The organism is Actinoplanes couchii (genome assembly GCF_016862075.1).
Classification (GTDB): Bacteria; Actinomycetota; Actinomycetes; order Mycobacteriales; family Micromonosporaceae; genus Actinoplanes; species Actinoplanes couchii.
Genome location: NZ_BOMG01000121.1, coordinates 13551 through 38410, shown reverse-complemented (window position 1 = coordinate 38410; position 24860 = coordinate 13551). Strand labels below are relative to the sequence as shown.

Below are 24860 nucleotides of genomic sequence, written 5' to 3'. Positions count from 1 at the left end.
ACACGGGAGGACGGCGTGGCAGAGCACTACCCGGCGGCGAGCACGGCCGCCCTGGACAAGGTCGCCACCGACCAGATCCGGTTGCTGACCAAGGTGGCCCGCATGTATCACGAGCGTGGGATGCGGCAGCCGCAGATCGCGGCGCAGCTGCACATCTCGCAGCCGCGCGTCTCGCGCCTCCTCAAACGGGCTGTGGACCTCGGTATCGTGCGCACCACGGTGATCGCGCCCGGCGGGGTGTACGCCGAGCTCGAGGAACAGATCGAACAGGAGTACGGGGTCACCGAGGTGATCGTGGCCGACACCGATGACCACGCCGACGAGAGCCACGTGATGCGCTCCCTGGGCGCCGCCGCGGCCGTGTACCTCGAGACCACCCTGCTGGGCGGCGAGCGCATCGGTGTCTCGTCGTGGAGCTCGACGATCCTGGCAACGGTCGAGGCCATGCACCCCCGGCCTACCCCGGTCGCCGACCAGGTCGTCCAGATGCTCGGCGGCGTGGGTAACGTGACCGCGCAGACCCAGGCCACCCGCATCACCGGTCGGCTGTCCGCGCTGACCGGCGCCCAGGCCGTCTACCTGCTGGCACCGGGGTTGCTGGCGTCCGGCGACATGCGGCAGATGTTCGTGACCGACCCCAACATCGAGCCCGTGCTGCGGGCCTGCGAGAACCTGACGATGGCGCTGATCGGTGTGGGCAGCATCGAGCCCAGCCCATTGCTGCGCGAGAGCGGCAACGCTTTCGCCGAGAGCGAGCTGCCCGCCCTGCGCTCGGCGGGCGCCGTCGGAGATGTCTGCATGCGCTTCTTCGACGCCGACGGCAACCACATCGAGTCGGCCTTCGACGAGCGCGTGCTGGGCATCGGTGCAGAGTCCCTCCGTAACGTCCCCCGGCGCGTGGCCGTGGCCGGCGGCCTGCGTAAGAGCGCGGCCATCAAGGCTGCCCTTCGTGGCGGTTGGGTCAACGTGCTGATCACCGATCTGCAGGTGGCCCGCAGCCTGGTTCTTCCAACCGCCGACTGAGGTCGTCGATCCGCTGCGGGGGTACGGCCGTTCGTCAGCCTTTGGACGCGCCGGCGGTGAGGCCGCCGACGATCCAGCGTTGCAGGAACGTGTAGGCGATCAGGATGGGTACGACGGCTATGAGGATGCCAGCGGCCAGACCGGTGCTGTTGTTGGCGAACTGGCCCTGGAAGTTGAGCAGCCCGACCGGGATCGTCTTGCTGGCGTCGGAGTTGAGCATGATCAGAGCGAACAGGAACTCATTCCAGGTCGCTACCGCGTCCAGGATGAACACGGTGACCAGCGCGGGCACGGACAGGGGTAGCACGACGGTCAGAAAGATGCGCCAGGGACCGGCACCGTCGATCTTGGCCGCTTCGATGATCTCGTCGGGGATCTGGCGGATGAAGGCCTGCAGCACCAGCACCTCGAACGGGATACCGAACGCCAGATAGGGGCCGATGAGCCCGATCAGGCTATCGGTGATTCCAGCGCTGCGTGCCATCACGAAAACCGGCACGATGGTGATGTAGATCGGGATGGTCAGGCCGAGAAAGACGATGTACATGATGGCCGCGCCGAACCAGATGCGGAGCTTGGCCAGCGCATACGCGAGCATGGCGGACACGAAGACACCCAGCGGCACCTTGAGCATCAGCAGGATCGTGCTGTTGCGGTAGGTCGTGGCGAAGTTGCCGATGCCCCACGCGTCGGCGAAGTTCTCGAATGTGAAGGCACCGGGCCAGGACAACGGCCCGTGGGAGACGAAGTCGGAAAGCGGCCGCACCGCGGTGGTGACGAGCAGCGCGAGAGGAGAGATCCACAGCAGTGCTACCAGGGCCACCACGATGGTTGTGCCGATGCCACCCTTCGGCTTGGGCGTGTTTCGGGAGGGGCCGGCGTCCGTGATCCTCGGCCCTGTCAGGGCTGTGCCGGGAGCGATGGAGGTCATACCGCGTGCTCCTTCGTCTGGGAGCGGACGTACGGGATGCTGACCGCAATCGCCACGACGGTGATCACGACGGCGATGGCGGTGCCGTAACCGGCCTGGTTGTATTGGAAGACGTTGAAGTACATCCAGGTGCCCATGACCTGAGTAGCAGTGCCCGGTCCGCCGTACGTCATGGCGTAGATCAGGTCGAAGACCTTGAACGAGTCGATGACCGACAGCGCGATGACGACGTAGTGGGCCGGCCGCAGCCCGGGCATGGTGATATGCCAGAACTGCTGCCACCGCGACGCGCCGTCGACGGTCGCGGCCTCGTACAGGTCGGGATTGATGCTTTGCAGAGCGGCCAGGTAGAGCAGCATCGGGAAGCCGACGCGCAGCCAGATAGCGGCCACCATGGTCGCGCCGAGCGCCGTCGAGTCTTGGCCCAGCCACGGTTGCGCAAGCTCGTCGAGGCCGATAGCCCGCAGAAAGGCGTTGATCGCGCCGTACTGCGGGTTGTAGAGCCAGCCCCAGATCGAGGCGACCGAGACCAGCGGCAGGACTGCCGGCGTGTAGAAGATCAGCCGCAGGAACGGCTTGCCGCGGACCTTGCCGTTGAGCATGACCGCAAGCGTGAGCCCGAGAAGCACGGGGACGACGACGGTGACGACGGCCCAGATCAGGTTGTTGACCGCGGCCTGGCGGACCACGGGATCGCTCGCCATGCTCCGGTAGTTGTCGAGGCCGACGACGTTGTAGGCGGCACTGAGTCCGTCCCAGTCGGTGAGGCTGAACCACAGTGAGGACAGCGCCGGGTAGACCAGGAAGACGAAATAGACGATCAGGGCGGGCAGGGCGAATACCCAGGCCACCGGCCCGCCGCGCCGGGCCTTACGGGCGCGGCGAGCGGCGTGAGTCGCTGTGGTCATCGTCGGCTTCAGCTCTTGGCCCAGGCCTTGATGACGTCCTGCATCTTTTTGGCCGCGTCGGCCGGACTGTCCTTGCCCTGCAGCACGTCGCTCTGGATCGCGAAGTACTGGTCTGCTTGCTTCTTCGGGAATGCCTGGTCCTGGATGGTGAAGAACGGCTGCTTGCCGGAGCCCTGCGACCACTCGTACGACAGCGGCAGTGCCGCCTTGTCAGGTTCGGCGCCGGCCACCACCGAGGCGGTGATCTTCATGGCCTTCTGGGCCTCGGGCGTGATCAGGAAGTCGAGCAGGGCGGCAGCCATGTCCGGATTGCCGGCCTTGGCGTTGATCATGTAACCCTCGACGAAGCCGGAATGCCGGGCCGGGTTCTGGTCGGTCGGTAGCTGGAACGAGGCGTAGTCGGCGGCCTTCTTCCCGCCGGCCTGGATTGCCTGCGCCTCGGTCCACGGGCCGGTGATGGTGTAGGCGGCCTTGCCTTGGACGTACCAGAGCTCCACCTCGGTCGGGTCGAGACCGACCACGCCGTCGGGGAGCCACTTCTGGTCCTGCCACTTCTTGAAGTTGGTGAAGGCGGTGACCACCTCGGGGCGGTCCCAGCTCTCGGCGCCGATGAGCAGCTTGTCGTGCAGGTCGGGCCCGGCACTGGTCTCGAGGAGGTACTCGAACAGGCGCATGACATGCCAGCCGTACTTGCCGCCCGTGGCGAGCGGGGTGATGCCGGACTTCAGCAGCTCGGCGTTGGCCTCCTCGAGCTCCGCGTACGACTCGGGCGGAGCGGTGATGCCGGCCTTGGCGAAGGCGGTCTTGCTGTACCAGCAGCCGATGCCGAGCCCGACGAACGGCATACCGCCCTTCACGCCGTCGAAGGTCATGCCCTCGATGGCGGCCGAGTTGAGCTTCGAGTCCCAGCCGTACTTCTGGTAGTACTTGCCGAGGTCCATGGTTTGTTTGGCCTTGACGAACGGTGCACCGATCTGACCTCCCCAGATCCGCCACACGTCGGGGCCCTTGCCGCCCAGCAGTTCGGTGCGCAACTTGTCGGGGTAGACGGCGGCGCCCGATCCGGGCAGTGAGTCGACGGTGGTCGTGGTGCCGTTCTTGGCGTCGAAGGCCTTCACTTGCGCCCGGAGCAGATCGATCGTCGAGTTGTCTTCGTAGGTGAACAGCCGAAGTTCCTTGGATCCGGTACCTGAGCCGCCGGTGGTTGAACCGCTGTCAGTGGATCCCGTACCCGTGCAGGCGGCCAGACCGGCGGAGACAGCAGCGCCCCCGGTGAATCCTAGGAACCGGCGCCGGTTCAAGAGGTTTTTGGTCATGGGGTGTCTCCTTGAAGAGTCGCTATCGCCGCCCGAAGCGGCGGATCTTGGCGAACATGTCTTCGAGCAGGAACCGGACGTCCACGGTCTCGACGAGCCGGATGGGATTGCCGGTGCCCGGCAGGTAGTGGCCCTCGGCGCCGAAGCGCGGGGCCGGCACGGTGCGGAACTGACCACCGCGTGGGTAGAGCAGCAGCGAGATTGCCGGCGAGTCGCCGAGCGAGCGTGACTCGATCGGCTCGGAGTGGTAGGTCGCGTTCCACTCGACCAGTTGCCGGATCAGGTAGTCGGCGAGCGCGGACGTGCCGCCGATCTTCTCCTCGAGCTCGGCATAACCCACCGAGACCTGTGAATATACGCTGGATGGCACCTGCCAAACCGTGATCCCGGAGCCGAAGACCACATTGGCGGCGGCAATGTCGTTGCCGAGGTTGAACTCCACGCCCGGGTACGTCTCGATGCCTCCGTAGCCGACTCCGCCGATCCAGATCACCACTACATTGCGATCGACGATCTCCGGGTCCAGCAAGATCGCTGACGCCATGTCGGTCAGTGGGCCGAGGAAGGCGACATGCAGCTGATCGTCGGGGCCGGCGAGCTTGCTCTCCTCGATGATCAGCCGCGCTCCCGGGCTGTCCTGGGGAGTGCTCTCGTCGGCAATGGGACCGGCCGATCCGTTGGCCACCGTGACCTTGTCTGTCAGATCCATCAGCCGGAGCAGCAGGTCGATCTCGGTGCGGGAATCGGCCATGCTGTGGTCGCTCCGATGGTCACCGAAGTGCGCGGCGACCAGTCCCCGGACGTCCAGCGTCGGGGAGAGCAGAGCGTGCACGATTGCGAACTGGTCATCGGCCTCGTTCTTGGCATCGGTGTTGACGATGACCCGGCGACGGGTGACGGCGGACATGGCTGGCTCCTCATACGTTCAAGATCATGGATGTCATATCCATGCGACACAGAGCTTCTGTTCGGAAGGATCTGACGACGAGGCCTTCGGTGCGGGTTGCGAAGGAGGGATTCCACGAGCTCGCCTCGGCCGGCGGGGTCACCGCGGGGCGACAGATGAGTTATCGATAACCTGTGCGCTAGGTTATCGATAACAGGTGGGCACGGACAGGCCCTGGTATGTAACACGTGTGTAACGAGATGTTCTTGTTTTGACCTTGCGGAATACTGGGCCAGACGTCTGGAGCGGGCGGAGTGCGGAAGAGGAGCCACATGTCGGAGCAAGGAGCGCGCCAGCCGCAACCGCGACCCAAGATGGTCGATGTCGGTCGTCTGGCGGGCGTTTCGGCTCAGACGGTTTCGCGGTTCTACACCGGTAAGGGGTACGTCGGGGCCGAGACACGGGAGCGGATCGAGTCCGCGATCGCTCAGCTCAACTATCAGTTCAACGGGTCAGCGCGGAACCTGCGGGTGAACGCGACCCGGACCGTCGGCGTCCTCGCCACCGGCCCCTCGGTCTACGGCACCTGGTCGATCCTCCAAGGCCTCAACGAGGCTGCGCACGACGCCCGATATGCAGTCTTCACGAGCTGGGTGGAGTCCGGCTGGACCGACGCCGGCACTCCTCAGGAGATCCACGAGGCACTGGATCGGTTCCTGTCGGCCCGGGTCGACGGCATCCTCATCTCGTCGCCCTACCTGGGCATCGAGGACGCCCTGGACCGGGTCTGGGAAACGGTGCCGGTCGTCATTCTTTCCGGCCGGGCCTGGGCGAACGCCGACTCGGCGACGGTCGACTCGTGCGAGGCCGGACTGCTGGCCATGCATCACCTGCTCGAACTGGGACATCGGCGCATTCTGCACATCGCCGGGCCTGAACGGGTCAACGAAGCCCACGACCGGGAACGCGCCTACCGGCGGGCGATGGCCGAGGCCGGGGCAACGCCGCTTCCGGTTCTGCGCGGTGACTGGTCGGCGCAGTCCGGCGCCGATATCGGGGAGGGCATCGATCTGCGGGATTTCACCGCGGTGTTCAGCGCGAACGACCAGATGGCGCTGGGCTTCATGGGCGCGCTGCGGCGTCGTGACCACATCGCACCGGACGACTACTCGATCGTCGGGGTGGATGACATGCCCGACGCCCGCCATTTCGCCCCGCCCCTGTCGTCGGTCTGGATGGACTTCGTGGAACTGGGCCGGGTCGGCTTCCGGATGCTGGCCGAACGCATCACGACCGGGGAACGCGTCGCCCGGCAGGTGATCCACCCCAACCTCGTTCCCCGCGGGTCAAGCGCGCCCGCGCCCTGATGTCCGTGCGGAGCAGCTGACGTATGCCGCGCTCCTGACAGAGGCCCTCGATCTTGGCGTCAACCGGATCTGGTCGACAGCCATGTCTACTGTGTCGCCGTTTTCCACTGAGGTCCTCTCCCGTGCGCCGGGCCGGCAGCACGGACAAGGAACAACGCAATGGTGCCCATCCACAGGTATCGAAGACGCGAGCCCGCCATGAGCACGTAACACCGTTGACGTAAGCGTAACCGCCACTCTAAGGTGGATATAAATGTAGCACTGAATATCTAATCACCAGAAGCGGGGGTCGCTCCCTCGAGATGGGCAGCGATCAATCCCTGGGAGGCACGAAGCAGATGGCAACCAACAGACGCCGGGTTTTGCAGACGATGAGTGTCGTTGCGGGAGGGACGCTCACCGGGACCATGGCCTCCGGGGCCGCTGAGGCCGGGTCGAAGGACACCGGCTCCATCCCGCGCAAGCCCTACGGCTCCGCGCTGGGGCCACGCTGCCGTGTCATCCACGTCAATGACTTGAATGGCGACCCCGACGGGCTGTTCGCCCTCGCGCACGCCGCCCTGTCGCCCAGTGCGCAACTCGTCGGTGTCGTCGGCAGTATCGGTGGGGTCGGTGGCGAGACGAACACCGCGCCTCTGGCCAAACAGAAGGCTGACGCGCTGTTCAAAGCAATGGGAATCACGGGAGTCAAGACCTTCGCGGGATCCAGCACCCCGCTGACGGCCAAGAACGTCCCCGCAGACAGCCCCGGAGCTCGTGCGATCATCGCCGAGGCCAACCGCATCGACACCAAACTCCCGCTGTACGTCACCACAGGCGGCGGGCTGACCGACGTGGCAACGGCGCTGTTGCTCGACCCGTCCATCGCGTCAAAATTCACGTTGGTGTGGATCGGTGGCGCCGAATACCCCAAGGGCGGCAGCGAAACAAATTTCGGCCTCGATGCCCTGGCAGCGCAGGTCGTTTGGAACGACACCACGGTTCCGCTGTGGCAGGTGGATCGCAACGCCTATTTCAGCTGCCTGATGTCCGACCACGAACTGCAGCTCAACCTGCTTCCCTGCGGTAAGGCCGGCGCGGCGCTGTGGGATTCACTGTTCGAGGACTGGATCCCGCGATTGGGCGAGCGCGGCCGTAACTTCGGTGAAACCTACATCATGGGAGACAATCCGCTGGTTCTGTTGACCGGCCTGACCGGCGGCTGGGATGCGAGCGGCAGGACCGGTAAAGGCCTGACCCAGTTCGAGGAAATCCCCATCCCGACTTTGGGCCCCGACGGTAGCTACCAGCCCAACCCGAACGGACGCAAAATCCGGCACTACACCCAGCTCGATGTGCCGTTGATGACTCAAGACTTTTTCGCGAAGATGCTTCTGAACTACGGCCCTGGCCACCCACGCCGATAGATGAGAGCGCCCGGCACTGCCCGGTGACCGCTAGTTCGCCGACGGGACGTATGTGAAGGTCAACGGGGTGTGGCGGTACGTGTCACGGCCGCGTTTGCTGAACTCGCCGGGCGATCTGACCACGGCACCCGACCGGGCTGAACGCGTCTCCCGATCGAACAACGCCGCAAAGCCTCTTCGTTCTCGAGCACGGAGTGGTGACCGAACCGGCTGCCCGAATTGCCCAAAAGAGTAGCGGGTGTTACGCAGGGTGGCCATGACGGCGGGTCCGGTTCCGATCCGGGCTTGCTGCAGATCATCACGGAAGGTGACAACCCTGACGTTATGGACCTGATTCTCGATCAACCATTCTGCCCTCGCCCATTTCTGCAGGTCAGCCGGCTGGGCGCCGGCAGCGGGCAGGAACGTGGCCAGGTAGACGGTTTGGCGGCTGGTCGGTGCCGTCGACGGAGCGGGTTCGGATGATCCGGGCGGCCGGCTGGGCCCCCGGAAAGGCGATCCTCGGCGTGGCCAGTCTGGGTGTGCATCGTGTCGGCGACGAAAGAGTTCCATGAGACCAGCAATCCCCTTCGCGTGCGCCGGCGAGAGACCCCGGTGAAGCACGTACCGACAGGGCACCCCACCTGAGTGCCTTTCAGCCGTCCGCGCCGGGCACATCGATGGCTTCCTGGCCGGTGTCCGCGAGCCGACGGCTGCCCACGGTCCACACGATGAGGCCGGCACCGACGATGGCCAGGGACACTGTCATGATCGCGGCCCACCCGCCGGCAGCCCACAACGGGCCCGCGATGGCTGAACCCACCGCCCCGCCGAGGAAGTTCGAGACCACGAAAGCCGTGTTGAGGCGGCTGTGCGCGGATCCGGGCAGCGCGAACAGCCGGGTCTGCCCGAGAACCATGACGCTCTGGGCAGCGATGTCGAGAATGACGACCACCACGATCAGGGCGACGACGGAACGGCCGCCCGCCCACGCCCCGCCCAGCGACAGGGCCAGCACGGTCAGCGCGACACCGGTGGCCGGTACCGACCACCCGCGGTCGTGCAGAGCACCGGCACGCCGCGCGGCGAGCGCTCCGGCCAGCCCGGCCAGACCGAACAGGCCGATCTGGCTGACCGAGAAGGAGAACGGTGGCGCGGTCAGCAGGTAGGTCAGCGACGTCCAGAACAGGGAGAAGACCGAGAAACTCGCGGCGCAGATCGCCAGGGTGGGCAGGACCGCGCGGTGCCCGGCCATCGTGGTGAACACCGAACCCAGAAGCCGCGGATACGGTACGGGTTCGCGCGGCTCCAGCGGCGGGATGACCGTCCGCAGCACCGCCGCCAGGACGAGAGCGGCCACGGCGGCGATCACGTAGATCGCCCGCCAGCCGAACAAGTCGGCGACGAAGCCGCTGACGGTACGGGAGAGCAGGATGCCGATCAGGCCACCGGACGTGACCGCGCCGACCACCCGGCCACGCCGCTCCGGCTCGGCCAGCTCACTGGCGAGCGGGGCCAGCAGCTGCGCGCCGACGGTGGTCAGGCCCACCCCGCCGAGCGCCGCGAGCAGCACGCCGTACGACGGAGCCGCGGCGGCGCCCAGCAGTGTCGCCGAGGACACGGTGAGGATCAGCGGGATGAGACGGCGGCGGTCGAGGATGTCACCGAGCGGCACGATGAGGAAGATGCCGAGCGCATAGCCGAGCTGAGTGACGGTGACCAGCGTGGCGGCGCTCGACGACGAGACACCCAGGGACGAGGCGATGACCTCGATCAGGGGCTGTGCCCAGTAGAGGTTACCGACGGCCATGCCCGCGGCGACCGCGAAGACGAACGTGCGGGCCGGCGTCATCCGGCGGCCGGGCGCCGGGAGCGTGCCCGCCCCGGTCATCGGATTCCTCCGGGAACACTCCGGGCCTCAGCCGGGAGAGAGGTCGAGTCGAGCAGCAGCACGGCGTCGTGGTCGGGGGTGCCGGGCGGGGCGGTGTAGACCGCCATCCGGTGGCCCGGGCTGCCTTCCAGAACCATCCCCTGGAAGGAGAGGGTGAGCACGCCGACCCCGGGGTGCCGGAACGTCTTGGTCGTCTGCTTGCGCCCGGTCACGTCGTAGCGTTCCCACAGCCCGGCGAAGTCCGCGCTCTTGAGCAGCAGCTCACCCACCACCCGGGCCAGGTCCGGGGCGTCGGGGTCGGTGCCGGCCACGGCCCGGAGCCGGGCGACACACCCGCGGATCTGGGTGTCCCAGTCGGCGAAGATGTCCCGGCCGGCCGGGTGCAGGAACAGGTAGCGGGCGAGGTTGCGCTGCGAGGCCGGCCAGTCGGCCAGGCCCGGGTAGAGGGCGAGACCACCCGGGTTGTACGCCAGGACGTCCATGCTGCGGCTGATGACGTAGGCCGGGTTCGGGCGCAACGCCTCCAGCATCAACTTCACGTGCGCCGCTACGGTACGGCTGGGCGCGGGCACCGATTCGGGCAGGTAACGGGCGGCGCGTACCGCCAGGGTGCGCAGGTGAAGGTGTTCGGCGTCGTCCAGGCGCAGAGCCCGGGCCAGGGAGTCGATGACCGCCGGGCTGGGCCGGGTCTCCTTGCCACGCTCCAGCCGGATGTAGTAGTCGATGCTCACTCCGGCCAGAGTGGCGAGCTCCTCACGGCGCAGCCCGGGAGTGCGGCGTACGCCGGGCCCGAGGATCAATCCCGCACTCTGCGGACTGGTCTGGGTACGGCGGGCGCGCAGGAAACGTCCCAGCTCGTCACCGCTGCTGTGGTGCTCGGTTGCCATCAGCCCAGTCTTGCCGTTTCCCAGCCGTTCCGGGCCTGCTGAAGGGGGCCCTGTCACACCCCCGCTGGCCGTTCCCCCGCAGATCCCGGCCTGTCTTTCGGGTACGCCGGACGGCAACCTGAAGGAGCACCCCACCGTCAGGAGAAGCAGCCATCATGAAACACATCGAAATAGGCGGCCTCGACGTCGCGCGCATCGGACTCGGAGCCATGGGCATGTCCCACGGCCTGACCGGCGCCGGCACCGACGACGCCGAGTCCATCCGCACCGTGCACCGCGCCATCGATCTCGGCGTCACCCTGATCGACACCGCTGAGATCTACGGTCCCTACCTCAACGAGGAACTGCTCGGGCAGGCCCTGCGGGGCCGCCGCGACCGGGTCGTCCTGGCCACCAAGTTCGGCCTGGTCTCCCACGCCGGAGCTGGAGTCTGGACGGTGGACTCCGGCCCGGCCAACATCCGCACCGCCCTCGAAGGTTCCCTCAAGCGGCTGAACACCGACTACATCGACCTGTACTACCAGCACCGGGTCGACCCGGGAACCCCGATCGAGGACGTCGTCGGGACACTGGCGGAACTCGTCACGGAGGGCAAGATCCGCCACATCGGGCTGTCCGAGGCCGGGCCGGACACCATTCGCCGCGCCCACGCCGTGCATCCGGTCACCGCCGTGCAGTCCGAGTACTCGCTGTGGACCCGGGGCATCGAGGACCGTGTCCTGCCCGTACTGCGGGAACTGGGGATCGGCCTGGTGCCGTTCTCCCCGCTCGGGCATGGATTCCTCACCGGAACCGTCCGCACCGAGAACGACTTCGACGAAGGCGACTTCCGCCGCGGTAATCCCCGCTTCACCGGCGAGAATTTCCGCCGCAACCTGGCCCTGGCCGACGAGGTCCAGGCCATCGCCGCCGACGTCGGCGCCACCCCAGCGCAGGTCGCCATCGCCTGGCTGCTCGCCCAGGGCGACGACATCGCCCCCATCCCCGGAACCAAGCGGGTGATCCGCGTCGAGGAGAACACCGCCGCCGACCGCCTCCAGTTGCCCGCCGACGTCCTGAACAGGCTCTCCAGCCTCCCTCCGGCCGCCGGCGACACGCACACCGAAGCCGGCCTGCGCATGCTGGAACGCTGACCCGCCGGCTTCGGCTTGCCATATGACTGAGGTCGCGGCGGCAGAGTGCCTAAGCTGGAACTCCGGGCCAGCCGAAACGGGAAGGCCGGGCCTGTGCCGTGACGCGACGGCGCCAGACGAGGCTCCGGGCAGGGAATTTCAGTGATGACCTTGCGTCTGCGGGTGGCGGTGTTCGCGGCGCTGGCCGCGGCCGGTCTTCTGCAAGCGGTGGCAGCCGTGGTGCCGCCGGATGCGCGGGTGTTGCTGGTCTTCGGAGCCACGGCGGTGGTCTCGGCGTGGGGGGCGTGGGCGTGCCTCGTCCGGGCCCGGTCCGCCACCGGGCGTGTCGCCCGGGCGTGGCGTGCCGGTGCGGTCAGCGGAGTCATGATCGCGGTGGCCCAGGCCGCGGCCGGCCCGTTCATGTTGCTCGGCATCAACAACGGCGTCACGCTGCTGCCGGTCATCGCCTCCATCGTGGCGAGCACCCTCCAACTGGGCCTGCTGGCCCGCCCGAGCCGGCAACCCCTGGCCCGGCTCACCCGGCTGCTCGACTCCGTCGCCGTAGCCGCCGCGTTGTCGGTTCTGAGCTGGCTCTGGGTGGTGGTGCCGATCCTGCCCATCGCCCCGGAACTGGCGCCGGTGGTCTTCGGGATCGCTGTCATGCCGTACCTTCTCGCCGCGGCGTGGGCGCTCGTCCTGGTCGCCAACACCCCGGGACAGCGCAACGGGTACGCCGTCCATCTGCTGGGCTGTGCCGCCGCTCTGCGTGCGGCGGGCGCCGGGCTCGCCCTGCACAATCAGTACGCCCAGCAGCCGGTGGACCATGCCGGGGCCGCCGCGATCGTCACGCTGCCCGCCCTGCTCGTCGTGCTGGCCACCACCCAGGACGTGCCGGAACCCGAACACACGGTCCGCCGGGCGGTGTCGCTGTTCTGGACGTCGGTGCCGTACCTGCCGGTGCTGCTCTCGATGATCGCGATCGCCGGATCGTTGATAGCGAACGACCGGGTGAGCGTGCTGCTGCTGTGGACGTTGCTCGGTGTCGTCGCGATCGCCGTCGGCCGGCAGTTCATCAGCCTCGTCGTCATCCGGCTGCTGGTGACCGAACTCAACGCGCAACGTGACAACCTGCAATACCTGGCGCACCACGACACGCTCACCGGACTCACCAACCGGGCCTCGTTCCAGGAACGCGCCACCGCCCTGCTGGCCGCCGCACGACCCGACGCGATGACCGCGGTCATGTTGCTCGATCTGGACGGCTTCAAAACCGTCAACGACCGGTACGGCCACGCCGCGGGCGATCATGTCCTGATCAGTGTCGGACAGCGGCTCACCGACACCGTGCGCCCCAGCGACGCGGCCTCCCGTCTCGGCGGCGACGAGTTTGTCATCCTGCTGTCCGGAATCACCGACACCGACGACACCGCGACGATCGCCACCCGGGTCCTCGAGCAGCTCAGCGAACCCATCACCTACCACGACACGACGCTGCGCATCGGCGCCAGCATCGGCATCGCCGTCGTCACCTCCCCCACCGACAGCCTCGACACGGTCCTGCACTACGCCGACAACGCGCTCTACGCCGCCAAGAACGCCGGCAAGAACACCTACCGAGAGCACTACCTCCTGCCGGAGGCCGTCCCCTGAGGCGTCCCGGATTTCCAGAAGAGTCGCTCCGCCCGGTCCGGGTCGTCGACGATGCGGCAGCGGGCGTCGATCCACATGGTGGCGCGGGTTCGCGGCGTGTAGGCGGGCCAGCGCGGGACCTGCGGCGCGTTCGGGTGGCCGTCGTGGGCGAAACCGGCCCACAACGCGCTCATGTGCCGGGCGGTCGCCCTCTCCCCCGCCGGGCGGTCGGCGGGGGTGTTGGCGAACTTGAGCGGAATGTCCGAGGCGTGCGGGGAACCGAGCGGGAAGTCGGTGCCCGGAACCACGGTCGGGTCCGGGTAGGCAAGCTGGTACATGAACACCGGCGCGTGATGGTGAGCCTCGGCGATCTTGATGGCGTCGCGCCAGATCGGCGAGGTGGTGATCGCAAAGTACAGCTGGGCTGGGGTGGCCCGCGGCCGTGACCTCCGGAAAGTGGCGATGATCCGGTCGAGCTCGGCGCCCTGGTAGGTGCGGCTGAGTTCACGGCGCAGCCCGGCGTCGTCGATGCGGAAGACGTCCGGCGGCCCGAACAGGCTGAAGAACACCGTCTCGTCGCGGGTGGTGCCGACCATCAGCGGTTTCCGGCCGGACTCGAGAGCGGCGATCGGGTGCCGCGGGATGATGCGGCCGTCGACGAACGCGCCGAAGCCGGGCAGCACCGGGTCGGGCTCTCCCCACGGGGCGACGCCGTTGGCGGCTTCGGACTGCTGGATCTCCAGCAGGCGGGCGGCCGGGATGTCGTGCAGGCGGGGGATGTCGGCGCGGGTCAGGCCGAGCAGGTGCAGGGTGCGTTCGGCACGGGCGGTGGCCCCGGCCCGGGTCGGAAACCGCAGCGGCGCGGCGCTCTCGATCGAGCCCTTGTGGAACAGCTTCGCGGCGGCGGGCATGGTGTGCACGGCCGCGGTCTTCGCGCCGCCGCCGCTCTCGCCCCACACCATGATGTTGTCCGGGTCACCACCGAAGTTCGCGATGTTCTCCGCGGTCCAGCGCAGCGCGGCGAGGATGTCGAGCATCCCGGCGTTGGCCGCGTAATCACTATCGGCCAGGTCATCGAGGAACAGGTAGCCGAGCAGGCCGAGCCGATGGTTGGACTCGACGACCACCACGTCGTAGAGCTTGGCGAGGCGGGTGCCATCCTGGCCGGTCGCCGACCCGGAGCCGATCATGTAACCGCCGCCGTGGTTGTAGAACATCACCGGCCGACGCCGACGGTCCGCGGCCGGGGTCCAGATGTTGAGGTAGAGGCAGTCCTCCGACGGTGCGGGCATCCGGCCGTTGCCGTTCGGGCCCATCTCACCGCCCGCGGCTTGAAAGGCAGGATTCGGAAAATCAACTGTTTCCCGTACGCCGGACCAGGGCCGCAGTGGTTTCGGGGCCCGGAAGCGCAGCTGTCCGAGAGGCGGGGTGGCGTAGGGGACGCCGAGGAACTTGACGATCCCGTCTTCCCGGCGGCCTCGGACCTTGCCGTATCGGGTGCTCGCCTCGTCCCGTCGGCCGGTTGTGTGGGTGGTTGAGCTGGTTGCCTGAGCGGGAGTGCTGAGCAGGGGCAGGGCGGCCACTGACAGCGTGCCGCCGATCACGGCTCTGCGGGTCGTCATGAGATCTCCTCGGGCGGAAGGGGGTCGAGGCGGCCGGTTCGGGCGATCCGGGCGAACGTGTGGGCGCTCGGTTTGGGGTGGCGGGTGAAGTCGTCGGCGACCGCGATCAGGCCGAACTTCGGGCGGTAGCCCTCGCTCCATTCGAAGTTGTCGAAGGCCGACCAGTGCAGGTAGCCGCGCACGTCGACGCCCTGGTCGATGGCCCGGGACACGGCGGTCAGGTGGTCGGTCAGGTATTGCTCGCGTTCGGTGTCGTCCTCGGTCGCGATGCCGTTCTCGGTGACGTACAGGGGCAGGCCGGTACGGGCGGCCCGGTGCAGGATCTCGCGTAGCCCGTCCGGGTACACCGCCCAGCCCATCTGGGTCAGCGGGGTGCCGGCCCGCGGCGGAGCGAAGAAGGTGGGCGACGCACCGTCCACCCACTGTTTGCGGTAGTACTGGACGCCCAGCCAGTCGCCGGCGTCGGGGCCGGTGAGGTTGTCCAGGTAGCGGTCGACGATCTCGTGACGCATGGTGTCGAAGAACGGGTCGCCGGTGCGGACCGGGGCGAGCAGCGGCAGTTGGACGGCCAGTCCGATCTGGGATGAGGGTGCGGCGGCCCGGACCGCGCGGACGGCGGCGAAGTGGGCGTCGAGCAGGGCCGCTCCGGCGTGTTTCCACCGGACCGGGTTGGCGATGCCGGGTGGGTGGTAGCCCTCGAGGTAGCCGTGCAGGGCGATCATCTGTGGTTCGTTGATGGTGCACACGAACGGCATGAGGTCACCGAGTTCGGCCGCTACCCGGGTGCAGTAGCGGGCGAACACCTCGGTGGCATCGGGGGCCAGCCAGCTGCCGCGGGCGGCGAACCAGCGTGGGTTGGTGAAGTGGTGCAGGGTGACGAAAGCGGTCATGCCGGTGTCGGCCAGAGCGGTGAGCACGCGCCGGTAGTGGGCGATGGCGGCGCGGCTGAACTGTCCGGGTGCCGGTTCGATGCGGGACCATTCCAGGGAGAGCCGGTGCGCGTTGTGCCCTAGCGACCGGAGCAGGGCGAAGTCGTCGGGGTACCGATGGAAATGGTCGATGCCGTCACCCGAGGATGACCTGGCGGCGGACGTCGGATCCTGCTCGAAGTCCCACCAGTCGTTGTTGGTGTTGCCGCCTTCGACCTGGTGGGCGGAGGTGGCGGCGCCCCAGAGGAAGCCGTCGGGAAAGGTCACGGGTCTCCTTGGTGAGGCCGGCCCGGCCGTCGCGGGGGAATGGAGGCGGCGGCCGGGCCGGGGTCGGTCACCTGGTGGTGAAGGTGTAGGTGCCGGACGGCACCCGGTGTACGGCATAGCCGCCCTCGGTGCGCAACCACTCCGCGCGCGGTGGCGGGGGTGCCGGGCGGCGGCCGAGGGTGGGCAGCCACACCTCGGCGGTGCTGTTCGGCGGGATGGTCACGGTCAGCCGCAGCCGGTTCCCGTCGCGGGTCCACTCGGAGCGGGCGGTGCCCTGCGGGGTGACGTAGTGGCCCTTCACGTGCGTCAGGTCGCCGACGATCTTGGGCTGGATGACCAGGTCGCGGTAGGCGGTGGTGCCGTCGGCGGCCCGGATTCCGGCGAGTCCGGCGTGGAACCACTCCTCGATCTGGGCGAGGATCATGTGGTTCTTGGAGTCGCCGCGGTTCCAGCGCTCCCCGATGGTGGTCATGCCGCCGGGGTTGGCGACGGTCGAGGCCATGAAGTAGCCGTATCCGGGCTGGTCGTCGGTGTGGATGAGGTCCCAGAGGACGTCGTCGCGGCCGCCCGCCGACAGTGCCCGCACGATCGGGGCCATGCCGATGGTGCCGCCGGTGAAGTGGGTTCCGGCCGCGCCCACGAGTTCCACCAGTGCGTCCAGAACCGCCTGGCGTTCGCTGTCGGGGACGAGGCCGGCGTCGAGCGCGAGTGCCTGGGCGGTCTGTGAGGTGGTGCCGTTGTCCGCGTACCGGCGCCGGGCCGGATCCCAGAAGGTGGTGTGGAACGCCGCCTTGATGTCGGCGGCCAGTGATCGGTAACGGTCGGCGTCGGCCTGGTGGCCGGTGAGCCGGGCCAGTTCGGCCAGTTCCTTGACCGTCAGGTACCAGCCCCAAGTGCCGGTGATCCGTCCGGACACCGGTTCGGCCGACACCCAGTCGGCGAGGGCGGCGTCGACGATGTGCCCGACCGCCTTCTCCCGCTGGATGTAGCCGGCGAACCGGACCATCGGCTGGTAGTAGCGGGCCGCGGTGGCGGTGTCGCCGTAGAGCTGCCGTAGGAAGCCGGGGACCAGGATGATCGCGTTGCCCCAGTTGATCTCGTCGCCGAAGCGCCCGGTGTAGCCCCAGTCGTAGACCGGAGTCTTCAGCGCGACGTTGCCGGCCATCGGGGTGTCCGCGATCGATTGGCCTTCGACCAGGTGCCGCTGGTGGGTCCGTAGGTAGGCGGACAGGTCGAAGTTCCGGTGGATCGATCCCATCGGCATCGTGTAGTCGGCCGGATAGGAAAGTTTCTCCCGGCCGGGGCAGTCGGTGAAGATGCTCATGATGTTCCCGGCGAACGAGTACCAGGCCATCTGATGGATCCGGTTGACCCGGGCGTTCGACGTGGTGACCGCGCCCGCGACCGGCGTCTCGGCCTGCACCCGCAGCCCCGTGATCGTGTCCTTCGTCGGGACATACGACAAAGGCAGGCCGGTGACCTGCACCCACTGCATGCCGAAGTAGTTGAAGTCCGGCCGCCACGTCTCCCCGCCGCGCAGCCCGGCGGTGGTGTAGGTGTTGAACAGGTCCACACCCCGGCTGCCGCCGCCACCCATCAGCGACGCCTGGTCCACGGTGCCGGTAGCGGTCAGTGATTCCGCCGGGGCGATCCGCACGGTGGTGCCGGCCGGCACTCCCCCGCCCAGCTTGAGCTGGGGGAACCCGACGATGTTCTGCCCGAAATCGAACACCCAGGTGCCGGGCGCCGGGTTGGTGATCGTCTTCGGGCGGAACGTCTCGGCGATCGTGATCGGTGGTGCGGTGCGCCCGACCAGGCGGGTGGCCAGGTTCGGTGGCGGGGCGATCCCGGCCGCGATCCAGCCGGTGGGGGTGCCATCACGGCGTTTCGCGGTCGCCGTCAGGTCGGCGCCGGGGCGGTCCCAGCCGGGCTGCTCGCGGCGGGCGTCGTGATCGCTGCCGGAATACCAGGCGTCGGTGGTCAGTGGTCCGAGCGTGGCGCGCCACTCGCGGTCGCTGACGATCACCGTTTCTTTCCCGTTGCGGTACGTGATCTCGAGGCGCGCGATGAACCGGGGCGTGACGGCGGCTCCCGCGCTGGCGTCACTGGCCGCGACGTTGTTGCCGGACCCGGTGACCGTGGCCCCGGCGGGGTGTGGCTTGCTCAGTCCGGGCGTGAACGTGATCGCGTCGATGGTGATCGCGGTGATCGTGCGGGATTCCACATTGACGCCGCCGTCACCGGTGTCGATGTTGATCGTGCCGTCGACGTGATAGCCGGTCGTGCTGGTCAGCGGCACCGTGGTCGCCCCCGGCTCGACGGCCGCCGTGGTCGTTCCGGTCCCCTTGAGCTGGCTCTGCCACCACGAGTACGGCGCGTTCCGCCCGACGGCCGGGTTCGTGACACTCCGCCGCACGTAGGCGGGACCGTTGCCCAGGCGTACGCCGAACAGGTTGTCGCCTTTGCGCAGTTGACCGGTGACGTCGTAGACCCGGTACTCACTGGAGAGCTGATAGTTGGCATAGCTCGGGGCGAGAACCTCGTCGGTCGGCGCCGACCCGTTGACGGTGACCAGGTGCATGCCGACACCGGATACATAGAGACGGGCCCGATCAACATTGACGCGGGATTCAACATGAACCCGGCGGGCGAAGATCGGCATCGGCTGGGTTTCGACATGTCCGGGGTATTCGATCCACCGGGCGGCGCCCCAGTCCTCGTTGCGGAGCAGACCCACCTCCCAGGTCGAGGCCGTGCTCCAGTCGGTGGCCCGGCCGTCCGCGCCCCACGCCCGGACCTGCCAGCCGAGGCGTTGCCGGGAGATGAGGTCCGGCCCGAGGTACGGCACGCCGGACTGCACCGCCGAGTTCACCTTGCCGGAATCCCAGAGCAGCCGGGCGCGGCCGAGGTCGTGGACCCGGATCTGGTAGGCGGTCTGCCGGTCCGCGGCGGGCGCCGACGTCTCCGCGAATCGCCAGCTCAGGACCGGTTTCACCGCGTCGATCCCGAGCGGCTGGTCACCCCGGCCGTCGACACGCAGGCCGACGACCCGCAGGTTGCGGCCTTGACGAGCCTCAGCCGGGACGCCGGTCAGGACGGTCGCCGAGGGGATGGCGACGGAGAGGCCGAGTGCGGTGCGCCGCTTCACGAGCCGGCCTTGTAATCGGTGTCCATGTCCTTGAGCACGTCGGCGGCGGTGGCCTGGTCACTGAAGACCTCCTGCAGCCCGCTGAGCATGGTCTGCTGAACCTTGGCGTTGGGCCAGAGCTGGTCCATGAACGGCACGGTCCGGTTGTCCTTGACGAAGGTGGACAGTTCGGCCAGGCCGGGGTCCACGGCGGAACCCGCGTCGGGCAGGGTCGGCAGGCTGCCCTGCGCCTCGTTGAAGATCTTCATGCCCTCCGGCGACATCACGAACGTGATGAACTTGAGGGCGAGTTCGGAGTTCTTGGCCTTGGCGTTCACGCCGTATCCGGCTCCGGCGGCGGCGGGCATGACGAACTCGGCCGCGTTGTCGGTGGCGGGCAGGGCCTTCATGGTGAACTTGCCGTTCGGGTTCTTGCCCTTGAGCAGGCCGATGATCCAGTTCCCCTGGATGATGCCGAGGGTCTTGCCGGTGGCGGCGAGGGTCTGGCTGGACTCGTAGCTGGTTCCGAGGGGGTCCTTCTGGAAGCAGCCGGCGGTGTTCATCTCCTGGTACTTGGCCATCGCCGTGGTCCACGCGGACCCGGCGAAGGTGGTCTGCCCGGCGGCGAGTTTGGTGTCGAAGTCCTTGTCGGCGCCGTAGACGGTGGTGGCGGTCAGCGCGTACAGGGCGATCTGGGTGACCCAGTTGTCCTGGATGCCGAGCGCGAACGCCGGGGTGCCCTTGCCGGCGGCGGCCTTGCAGAAGGTGAGCAGTTCGGTCCAGGTGCCGGGTGCGGTCAGACCGGATTTGGTCAGGGCCTCGTCGTTGTAGACCGCGCCGATGCCGTTCAGGCCGAAGACCGCGTTGTACGTCTTGCCCTCGTACTGGGCGACCTTCTTGAACGCGTCCGGCAGCTGCCCGGCCCACGGCTGGTCGGACAGGTCGAGCAGGTAGCCGGGCTTGGCGATCACATAGGTCGCGCCGGGGTTGCCGTTGCCGGGCCACACGGTCATCACGTCCGGGGCGGTGCCGGACGCCAGCTGGGTACGGATCTGCTGCTGGTACTGGTCGGCGCCGCTGGTCGACAGGTTGATCGTGACACCGGGGTTGGCGGCCTTGAACGCGTCGACGACCTTCTCGATCGAACCCTGGTCGACCGAGGCGATCGTCAGGGTCTGATTGTCACCGCCGCTGCTGGAGGCGGAGTTGGTGCCGCTGGAGCAGGCGGTGAGCAGGGATACGACCGCGACGGCGGCGAGGACTTTTCTCATGATCTTCTCCTGCGTTGGAGACGAGTCAGACAGGGGCGGTGAAGGTGTATCGGCCGGAGGTCAGCCGCAGGGTGAGCCCGGCGGCGGACGGTTCGGCCCGCAGAACCCCGGGCGTTCCGGCAGCGTGCACACCGCCGGGGTCGCTGGTGGGGATCTGAAGGATGGCGGTGCTGCCCGGCGGCACCGTGGCGGTCACGGTGAGCCGGTCGTCGTCGATCGACCAACCGCAGGCCACCAGGCCGCGAGCGGTCTCCTGCTCGGCGTGTGCCCTGGTCAGCCGCCCGCCCGGGGTGGGGCGCAGCAGCAGCTCGGAGTAAGCGACCGAGGCCGGGGTCTGGTCGATGCCGGCGACCCGGCCGTAGAGCCAGTCGCCGACACTGCCCAGGGAGTAGTGGTTGAAGGAGTTCATCGCGGCGGACTGGAAGCCGTGTTCTTCGGTCCAGCCGTCCCAGCGTTCCCAGATCGTGGTGGCGCCGTGCCGGATCGAGTAGCCCCACGACGGGTATTCGTCCTGGTGCAGCAGTGCGTAGGCGAGGTCCGCCCGGCCGTGCTCGGTGAGCACCGGGCAGAGCAGGGAGACGCCGACGAATCCGGTGGTCAGCCGGTTGCCGCGGCGCTCGACGTCGGTGGCGAGATGCCCGACGGCGAGGTCCACCAGGTCCGCCGGGAGAAGATCAAAGGCGATGGCCAGCAGGTACGCGGTTTGCGTCCCGCCTTTGACCTGGCCGTCGTCGGTGACATAGGCGTCGTTGAAGGCGTCCCGGATCTGATCGTGCAGCTGCCGGTATTCCTGCGACGGCCGGCCGAGCACGTCGGCGGCGTCGGCGACGATCCGGGTGCTGTGCGCGAAGTAGGCGGTGGCCAGCACGTCGCGCGGGGTGTCCGCGTCGACCTGGAGCCAGTCGCCGTAGGAGTTGCCGTCCCGGTGTTCCCACAGCAGGTTCGGGTTGTGCCGGTGGATGTGGTCCACCCAGCGGGTCATCGCGTCGAAGCCGCCCTCCAGGACGCGCCGGTCGCCGTAGGTGCGCCACAGCAGCCACGGGATGATCACCCCGGCGTCGCCCCAGGCCGGAGCGCCCTCGCGGTCGAAGGAGATGATCGGGGCGACGTCCCGGAACGCGCCGTCGTCGTTCTGGCCGGCGACCACGTCGCGCATCCAGCGGGCGAAGAACGCGGACACGTCGGCGTTGCGGGTGGCGGTCGGGGCGAACACCTGGGCGTCGGCGAGCCAGCCGAGGCGTTCGTCGCGTTGCGGGCAGTCGGTGGGTACGGCGACGAAGTTGCCGCGCTGCCCCCACCGGATGTTGGCGTGCAGCTGGTTGACGATCGCGTCGTCGCAGTCGAACCGGCCGGTCCACGGGGTGTCGCTGTGCAGCACCCGGGCGGTGACGTCGGCCGGGTCGAGTTCGCCCGGGTAGCCGGTGATCTCGGCGTACCGGAAGCCGTGGAACGTGAAGTCAGGTTCGAAGACCTCGACCGGGATGCCGGCGCACACGTAGGTGTCGGTGGCGGCGGCGCGGCGCAGGTTGTCGACGTAGAGGGTGCCGTCGGCGGCGAGGACTTCGGCATGGCGCAGCACGATCCGCTGCCCGGGCTCGGCGTTGCGGATGGTGAGGCGGATCCGGCCGACGAGGTTCTGCCCGAAGTCGGCGATGGTGCCGGTGACGACGGCGGGCAGTTCGGCGGTGACCCGGATCGGTTCGTCGGGTTCGGCGACCAGCGGCCCGGTCCCGGTGTCCAGCACGGCCACCGGGCGCGGGGCGGACAGGGCGCGGCGGCCGTCGGTGAACTGGCCCATCATCAGGTCCGCCGACCGGACCGGCCCGTCGTGCTCGGTCCAGTCCCGGCCGGTGGCGATGACCTGCCGGGAGCCGTCGGCGAAGTCGAGCACCAGTTGGGCGAGCAGTGCGGGGGCGTCGCCGTAGTGGCGGGCGGGCCGGCGCGGGTCGAAGCCGACGTAGCCACTCCACCAGCCGTCGGCGACGGTCACAGCCAGGGTGTTGTCCCCGGCCCGGACCTGGTCGGTGACGTCGTAGGTCTGGTACTGGAGACGATGGTGGTATTCGGTCCAGCCCGGTGCGAGTTCCCGGTCACCAACACGGTCATCGTTCAGGTACGGCTGGTACACGCCGCGGGCGGTGGCGTACAGCCGAGCGCGGACCGGCCGTTCGACCACCGGGAACGTGTGCCGCAGGTGCAACGCCGCCTCGGCCGGGCCGGGATTGTCCAGGTCGTCGTTGGTGGGCGGGTCGACCGGCGGCAGAGCGACCGGGTCGCGGCCGATCCAGGTCGCCGTCCAGTTCTCCGGGTGCAGCAGGCCGGTCTCGAACCAGGTCGCAGCGGTTCCGGCCAGGTCGTCGTACTCGTCCCAGACCTCGACGCGCCATTCGTAGCGGGTCGACGGCTGCAACGGCGGGCCGTCCCAGTCGATGAGGATCGTGTCGGCGGATTCGCGGCGGCCGGTGTCCCAGACGGTCGAACCGCTGCTGGTGGCGGTGATGCGGTAGGCGGTCTGGGCCGCTCCGGTGCGTTCGCTGCGCAGTTTCCACGACAGCCGGGGCCGGGGTTCGTCGAGGCCGAGGGGTTCGGTGCGCTGTTCGGTGGTCAGTCCGTAAGGGATCATCCCTTCAGCCCTCCGGCGAATCCGTTGATGATGCTGCGCTGCAGCAGGAGGTAGACGGCGAGGACCGGGATGACGCTGATCAGCAGGGCGGCGAAGATCAGGTTCCAGTCGGAGACGAACTGGCCGACAAAACCGGCGACCGCGACGGGCATCGTCTGCTGATCACTGCCGGACAGGTAGAGCAGTGGGGTGAAGAAGTCGTTCCACACGCTGACCGTGTTCAGCACCAGGGCGGTGACCGTGATCGGTTTCAGCATCGGCAGGACCACGTAGCGGAACGCGGTCAGTGGTCCACAGCCGTCGATGGTGGCCGCCTCCTCGAAGTCGCGGGGCAGGGCGCGGAGGAAACCGACGTACAGGAAAGTGGTGAAAGGAACTTGAAGTCCGGCGTAGAACAGCACCAGCGACCAGATCGAGCCGAGAAGTCCCAGGTCGCGGACGGTCTGGTAGAGCGGCAGCGCGGCCAGTTGGAAGGGCAGGATCAGGCCGAGCATGATCAGGAGGAAGGTGCCGCGGGACCAGTGCGCGGTGGAGCGGGCCAAGGGGTAGGCGGCCAGCGACGACACGGTGAGCACGATCAGGACGCTGATCGCGGTGACGGCCAGGCTGTTGATCAGGGCGCCGCCGAGTCCGCCCTCCTGCCAGGCCTGCGCGAAGTTGGCCAGGGTCGGAGAACTGGTCGGCGCGATCGGTGACGAGGTGTCCGACGGGGCCCGGATGGCCAGGTTGATCAGGACGTAGACGGGGAAGGCGAAGACCACGGCGACCGCGATCATCACGATCTCCAGGGCGAGGGTGCCCTTGGTGTAGCGGTTCACGATGCCGCCCTCTCGTTGCGGGACAGGACGGTGTACTGGCCGGCCGAGGCGATGGCGACGATGATCGTGAGGACTACGGCCAGGGCGATGCTGTAGCCGAACTCGCCGAGGGTGAAGGCGTCCTTGTAGATCAGGGTGCTGATGGTGTCGGTGGCGTGGCCGGGGCCGCCGCCGGTCAGGGCGTACACCTGGTCGAAGAGTTTGATCCCGCCGATGATCGACAGCATCAGGTTGATGGTGATCGCCGGGGCGAGCAGCGGGCGGACGATGGACCAGAAGCGGCGGACCGGGCCGCTGCCGTCGATCGCGGCGGCTTCGTAGATCTCCTTCGGCACCGACTGCAGGCCGGCCACGAAGATGACCATCGAGTAGCCGGCGAACTGCCAGACCACCACCAGCACGATCATCCAGAGGGCCAGGTCGGGGTCGCCGAGCCAGTTCTTTCCCGCGATGCAGAACAGGGCGAGGAGGCTGTTGACCGCGCCGTCCGGGCCGAGCAGATTGCGCCACAGGTAGGCGGTGACGATCGGGGTGACCACGGCCGGGGCGAACAGCAGCACGCGCAGGAAGTTGCGGCTCTTGATCGCCGAGTTGACGCCGAGGGCGAGCAGCAGGCCGATGCCGTTCTGGATGACGGTGATGGCGACCGCGATGAGCAGGGTGTGCCAGACGGCTTGCAGGGCGTCCGGGTCGTCGGTGATGGCGGTGAAGTTGTCCAGGCCGATCAGGGTGAAGGCCGGGTCGAGGCCGTCCCAGTCGGTGAAGGCGTAGTACACACCCCGGGCGCTGGGGATCAGCACCACGAAGGCGAACAAGGTCAAAGCCGGAAGAGCGAACCACCACGGGGCGGTACGAGTTCTTGTCACAG

18 protein-coding genes are annotated in these 24860 nt (G+C 68.2%); 5 read left to right on the top strand and 13 right to left on the bottom strand.

The genetic code is table 11. The features are described 5' to 3' along the window. Positions 1 to 15: 15 nt before the first annotated feature. Positions 16 to 1023: a sugar-binding transcriptional regulator gene (locus Aco03nite_RS47820; RefSeq protein WP_239146035.1), complete on the top strand. Its 1008-nt coding sequence runs from the start codon at positions 16 to 18 to the stop codon at positions 1021 to 1023. 34 nt (positions 1024 to 1057) lie between these two features. On the opposite strand, the gene Aco03nite_RS47815 is transcribed toward Aco03nite_RS47820, so the two are convergent. The 4 genes from Aco03nite_RS47815 to Aco03nite_RS47800 are packed head-to-tail and all read right to left on the bottom strand — an operon-like array spanning position 1058 to position 5085. Then, positions 1058 to 1954 carry a carbohydrate ABC transporter permease gene (locus Aco03nite_RS47815; RefSeq protein ID WP_203808979.1) on the bottom strand — a complete coding sequence of 299 codons (897 nt, stop codon included), beginning with the start codon at positions 1952 to 1954 and terminating at the stop codon, positions 1058 to 1060. After that, on the bottom strand, positions 1951 to 2862 hold the full coding sequence (locus Aco03nite_RS47810; protein ID WP_239146034.1) for a carbohydrate ABC transporter permease: 912 nt from the start codon (positions 2860 to 2862) through the stop codon (positions 1951 to 1953). The genes Aco03nite_RS47815 and Aco03nite_RS47810 overlap by 4 nt, the downstream gene beginning before the upstream one ends. A gap of 8 nt (positions 2863 to 2870) precedes the next feature. Continuing rightward, positions 2871 to 4178, bottom strand: coding sequence for an ABC transporter substrate-binding protein (locus Aco03nite_RS47805; RefSeq protein WP_203808977.1), 1308 nt, complete (start codon positions 4176 to 4178; stop codon positions 2871 to 2873). Positions 4179 to 4200: 22 nt separating this feature from the next. Next, positions 4201 to 5085 (bottom strand): nucleoside hydrolase, encoded by an 885-nt coding sequence (locus Aco03nite_RS47800; protein ID WP_203808975.1) that lies wholly within the window; start codon positions 5083 to 5085, stop codon positions 4201 to 4203. 353 nt (positions 5086 to 5438) lie between these two features. On the opposite strand from Aco03nite_RS47800, the gene Aco03nite_RS47795 reads away from it, so the two are divergent. Next, positions 5439 to 6431, top strand: coding sequence for a LacI family DNA-binding transcriptional regulator (locus Aco03nite_RS47795; RefSeq protein ID WP_203808973.1), 993 nt, complete (start codon positions 5439 to 5441; stop codon positions 6429 to 6431). A gap of 302 nt (positions 6432 to 6733) precedes the next feature. Then, complete coding sequence (locus Aco03nite_RS47790; protein ID WP_203808971.1) at positions 6734 to 7837, top strand: nucleoside hydrolase; 1104 nt, start codon at positions 6734 to 6736, stop codon at positions 7835 to 7837. Between the two features lie 634 nt (positions 7838 to 8471). Here Aco03nite_RS47790 and Aco03nite_RS47785 read toward each other — a convergent pair. Together Aco03nite_RS47785 and Aco03nite_RS47780 are read right to left on the bottom strand one after the other, a co-directional pair. Next, positions 8472 to 9707, bottom strand: a complete 1236-nt coding sequence (locus Aco03nite_RS47785; protein ID WP_203808969.1) for an MFS transporter — start codon at positions 9705 to 9707, stop codon at positions 8472 to 8474. Next, on the bottom strand, positions 9704 to 10594 hold the full coding sequence (locus tag Aco03nite_RS47780) for a helix-turn-helix transcriptional regulator (protein ID WP_203808967.1): 891 nt from the start codon (positions 10592 to 10594) through the stop codon (positions 9704 to 9706). The genes Aco03nite_RS47785 and Aco03nite_RS47780 overlap by 4 nt, the downstream gene beginning before the upstream one ends. Positions 10595 to 10749: 155 nt before the next feature. Here Aco03nite_RS47780 and Aco03nite_RS47775 point away from each other — a divergent pair, with 155 nt between their 5' ends. Then, on the top strand, positions 10750 to 11727 hold the full coding sequence (locus Aco03nite_RS47775; RefSeq protein ID WP_203808964.1) for an aldo/keto reductase: 978 nt from the start codon (positions 10750 to 10752) through the stop codon (positions 11725 to 11727). A gap of 144 nt (positions 11728 to 11871) precedes the next feature. Next, the gene (locus Aco03nite_RS47770) at positions 11872 to 13356 is read left to right on the top strand and encodes a GGDEF domain-containing protein (RefSeq protein WP_203808962.1); all 1485 of its coding nucleotides are present in this window, start codon (positions 11872 to 11874) and stop codon (positions 13354 to 13356) included. Here the strand turns inward: Aco03nite_RS47770 and Aco03nite_RS47765 are convergent. The 7 genes from Aco03nite_RS47765 to Aco03nite_RS47735 all read right to left on the bottom strand — a co-directional run bounded on the left by Aco03nite_RS47765 (position 13329) and on the right by Aco03nite_RS47735 (position 24858). Next, positions 13329 to 14957: a carboxylesterase/lipase family protein gene (locus Aco03nite_RS47765; RefSeq protein WP_203808960.1), complete on the bottom strand. Its 1629-nt coding sequence runs from the start codon at positions 14955 to 14957 to the stop codon at positions 13329 to 13331. The genes Aco03nite_RS47770 and Aco03nite_RS47765 overlap by 28 nt on opposite strands. Beyond that, positions 14954 to 16153 (bottom strand): glycoside hydrolase family 1 protein, encoded by a 1200-nt coding sequence (locus Aco03nite_RS47760; RefSeq protein WP_239146033.1) that lies wholly within the window; start codon positions 16151 to 16153, stop codon positions 14954 to 14956. The genes Aco03nite_RS47765 and Aco03nite_RS47760 overlap by 4 nt, the downstream gene beginning before the upstream one ends. 67 nt (positions 16154 to 16220) lie before the next feature. Continuing rightward, entirely contained in the window at positions 16221 to 19301 is a 3081-nt protein-coding gene (locus tag Aco03nite_RS47755) for an alpha-L-rhamnosidase (protein WP_203808956.1), read from the bottom strand. After that, positions 19298 to 20551, bottom strand: a complete 1254-nt coding sequence (locus tag Aco03nite_RS47750; RefSeq protein WP_203808954.1) for an ABC transporter substrate-binding protein — start codon at positions 20549 to 20551, stop codon at positions 19298 to 19300. The genes Aco03nite_RS47755 and Aco03nite_RS47750 overlap by 4 nt, the downstream gene beginning before the upstream one ends. A gap of 25 nt (positions 20552 to 20576) precedes the next feature. Further along, a complete protein-coding gene (locus Aco03nite_RS47745; RefSeq protein ID WP_203808952.1) occupies positions 20577 to 23174 on the bottom strand; it encodes an alpha-L-rhamnosidase in 2598 nt (865 codons plus the stop codon). Next, positions 23171 to 23992, bottom strand: a complete 822-nt coding sequence (locus tag Aco03nite_RS47740; protein ID WP_203808950.1) for a carbohydrate ABC transporter permease — start codon at positions 23990 to 23992, stop codon at positions 23171 to 23173. Before Aco03nite_RS47740 ends, Aco03nite_RS47745 begins: the two co-directional genes overlap by 4 nt. After that, the gene (locus Aco03nite_RS47735; protein WP_239146032.1) at positions 23989 to 24858 is read right to left on the bottom strand and encodes a carbohydrate ABC transporter permease; all 870 of its coding nucleotides are present in this window, start codon (positions 24856 to 24858) and stop codon (positions 23989 to 23991) included. Before Aco03nite_RS47735 ends, Aco03nite_RS47740 begins: the two co-directional genes overlap by 4 nt. Between the last annotated feature and the right edge of the window lie 2 nt (positions 24859 to 24860).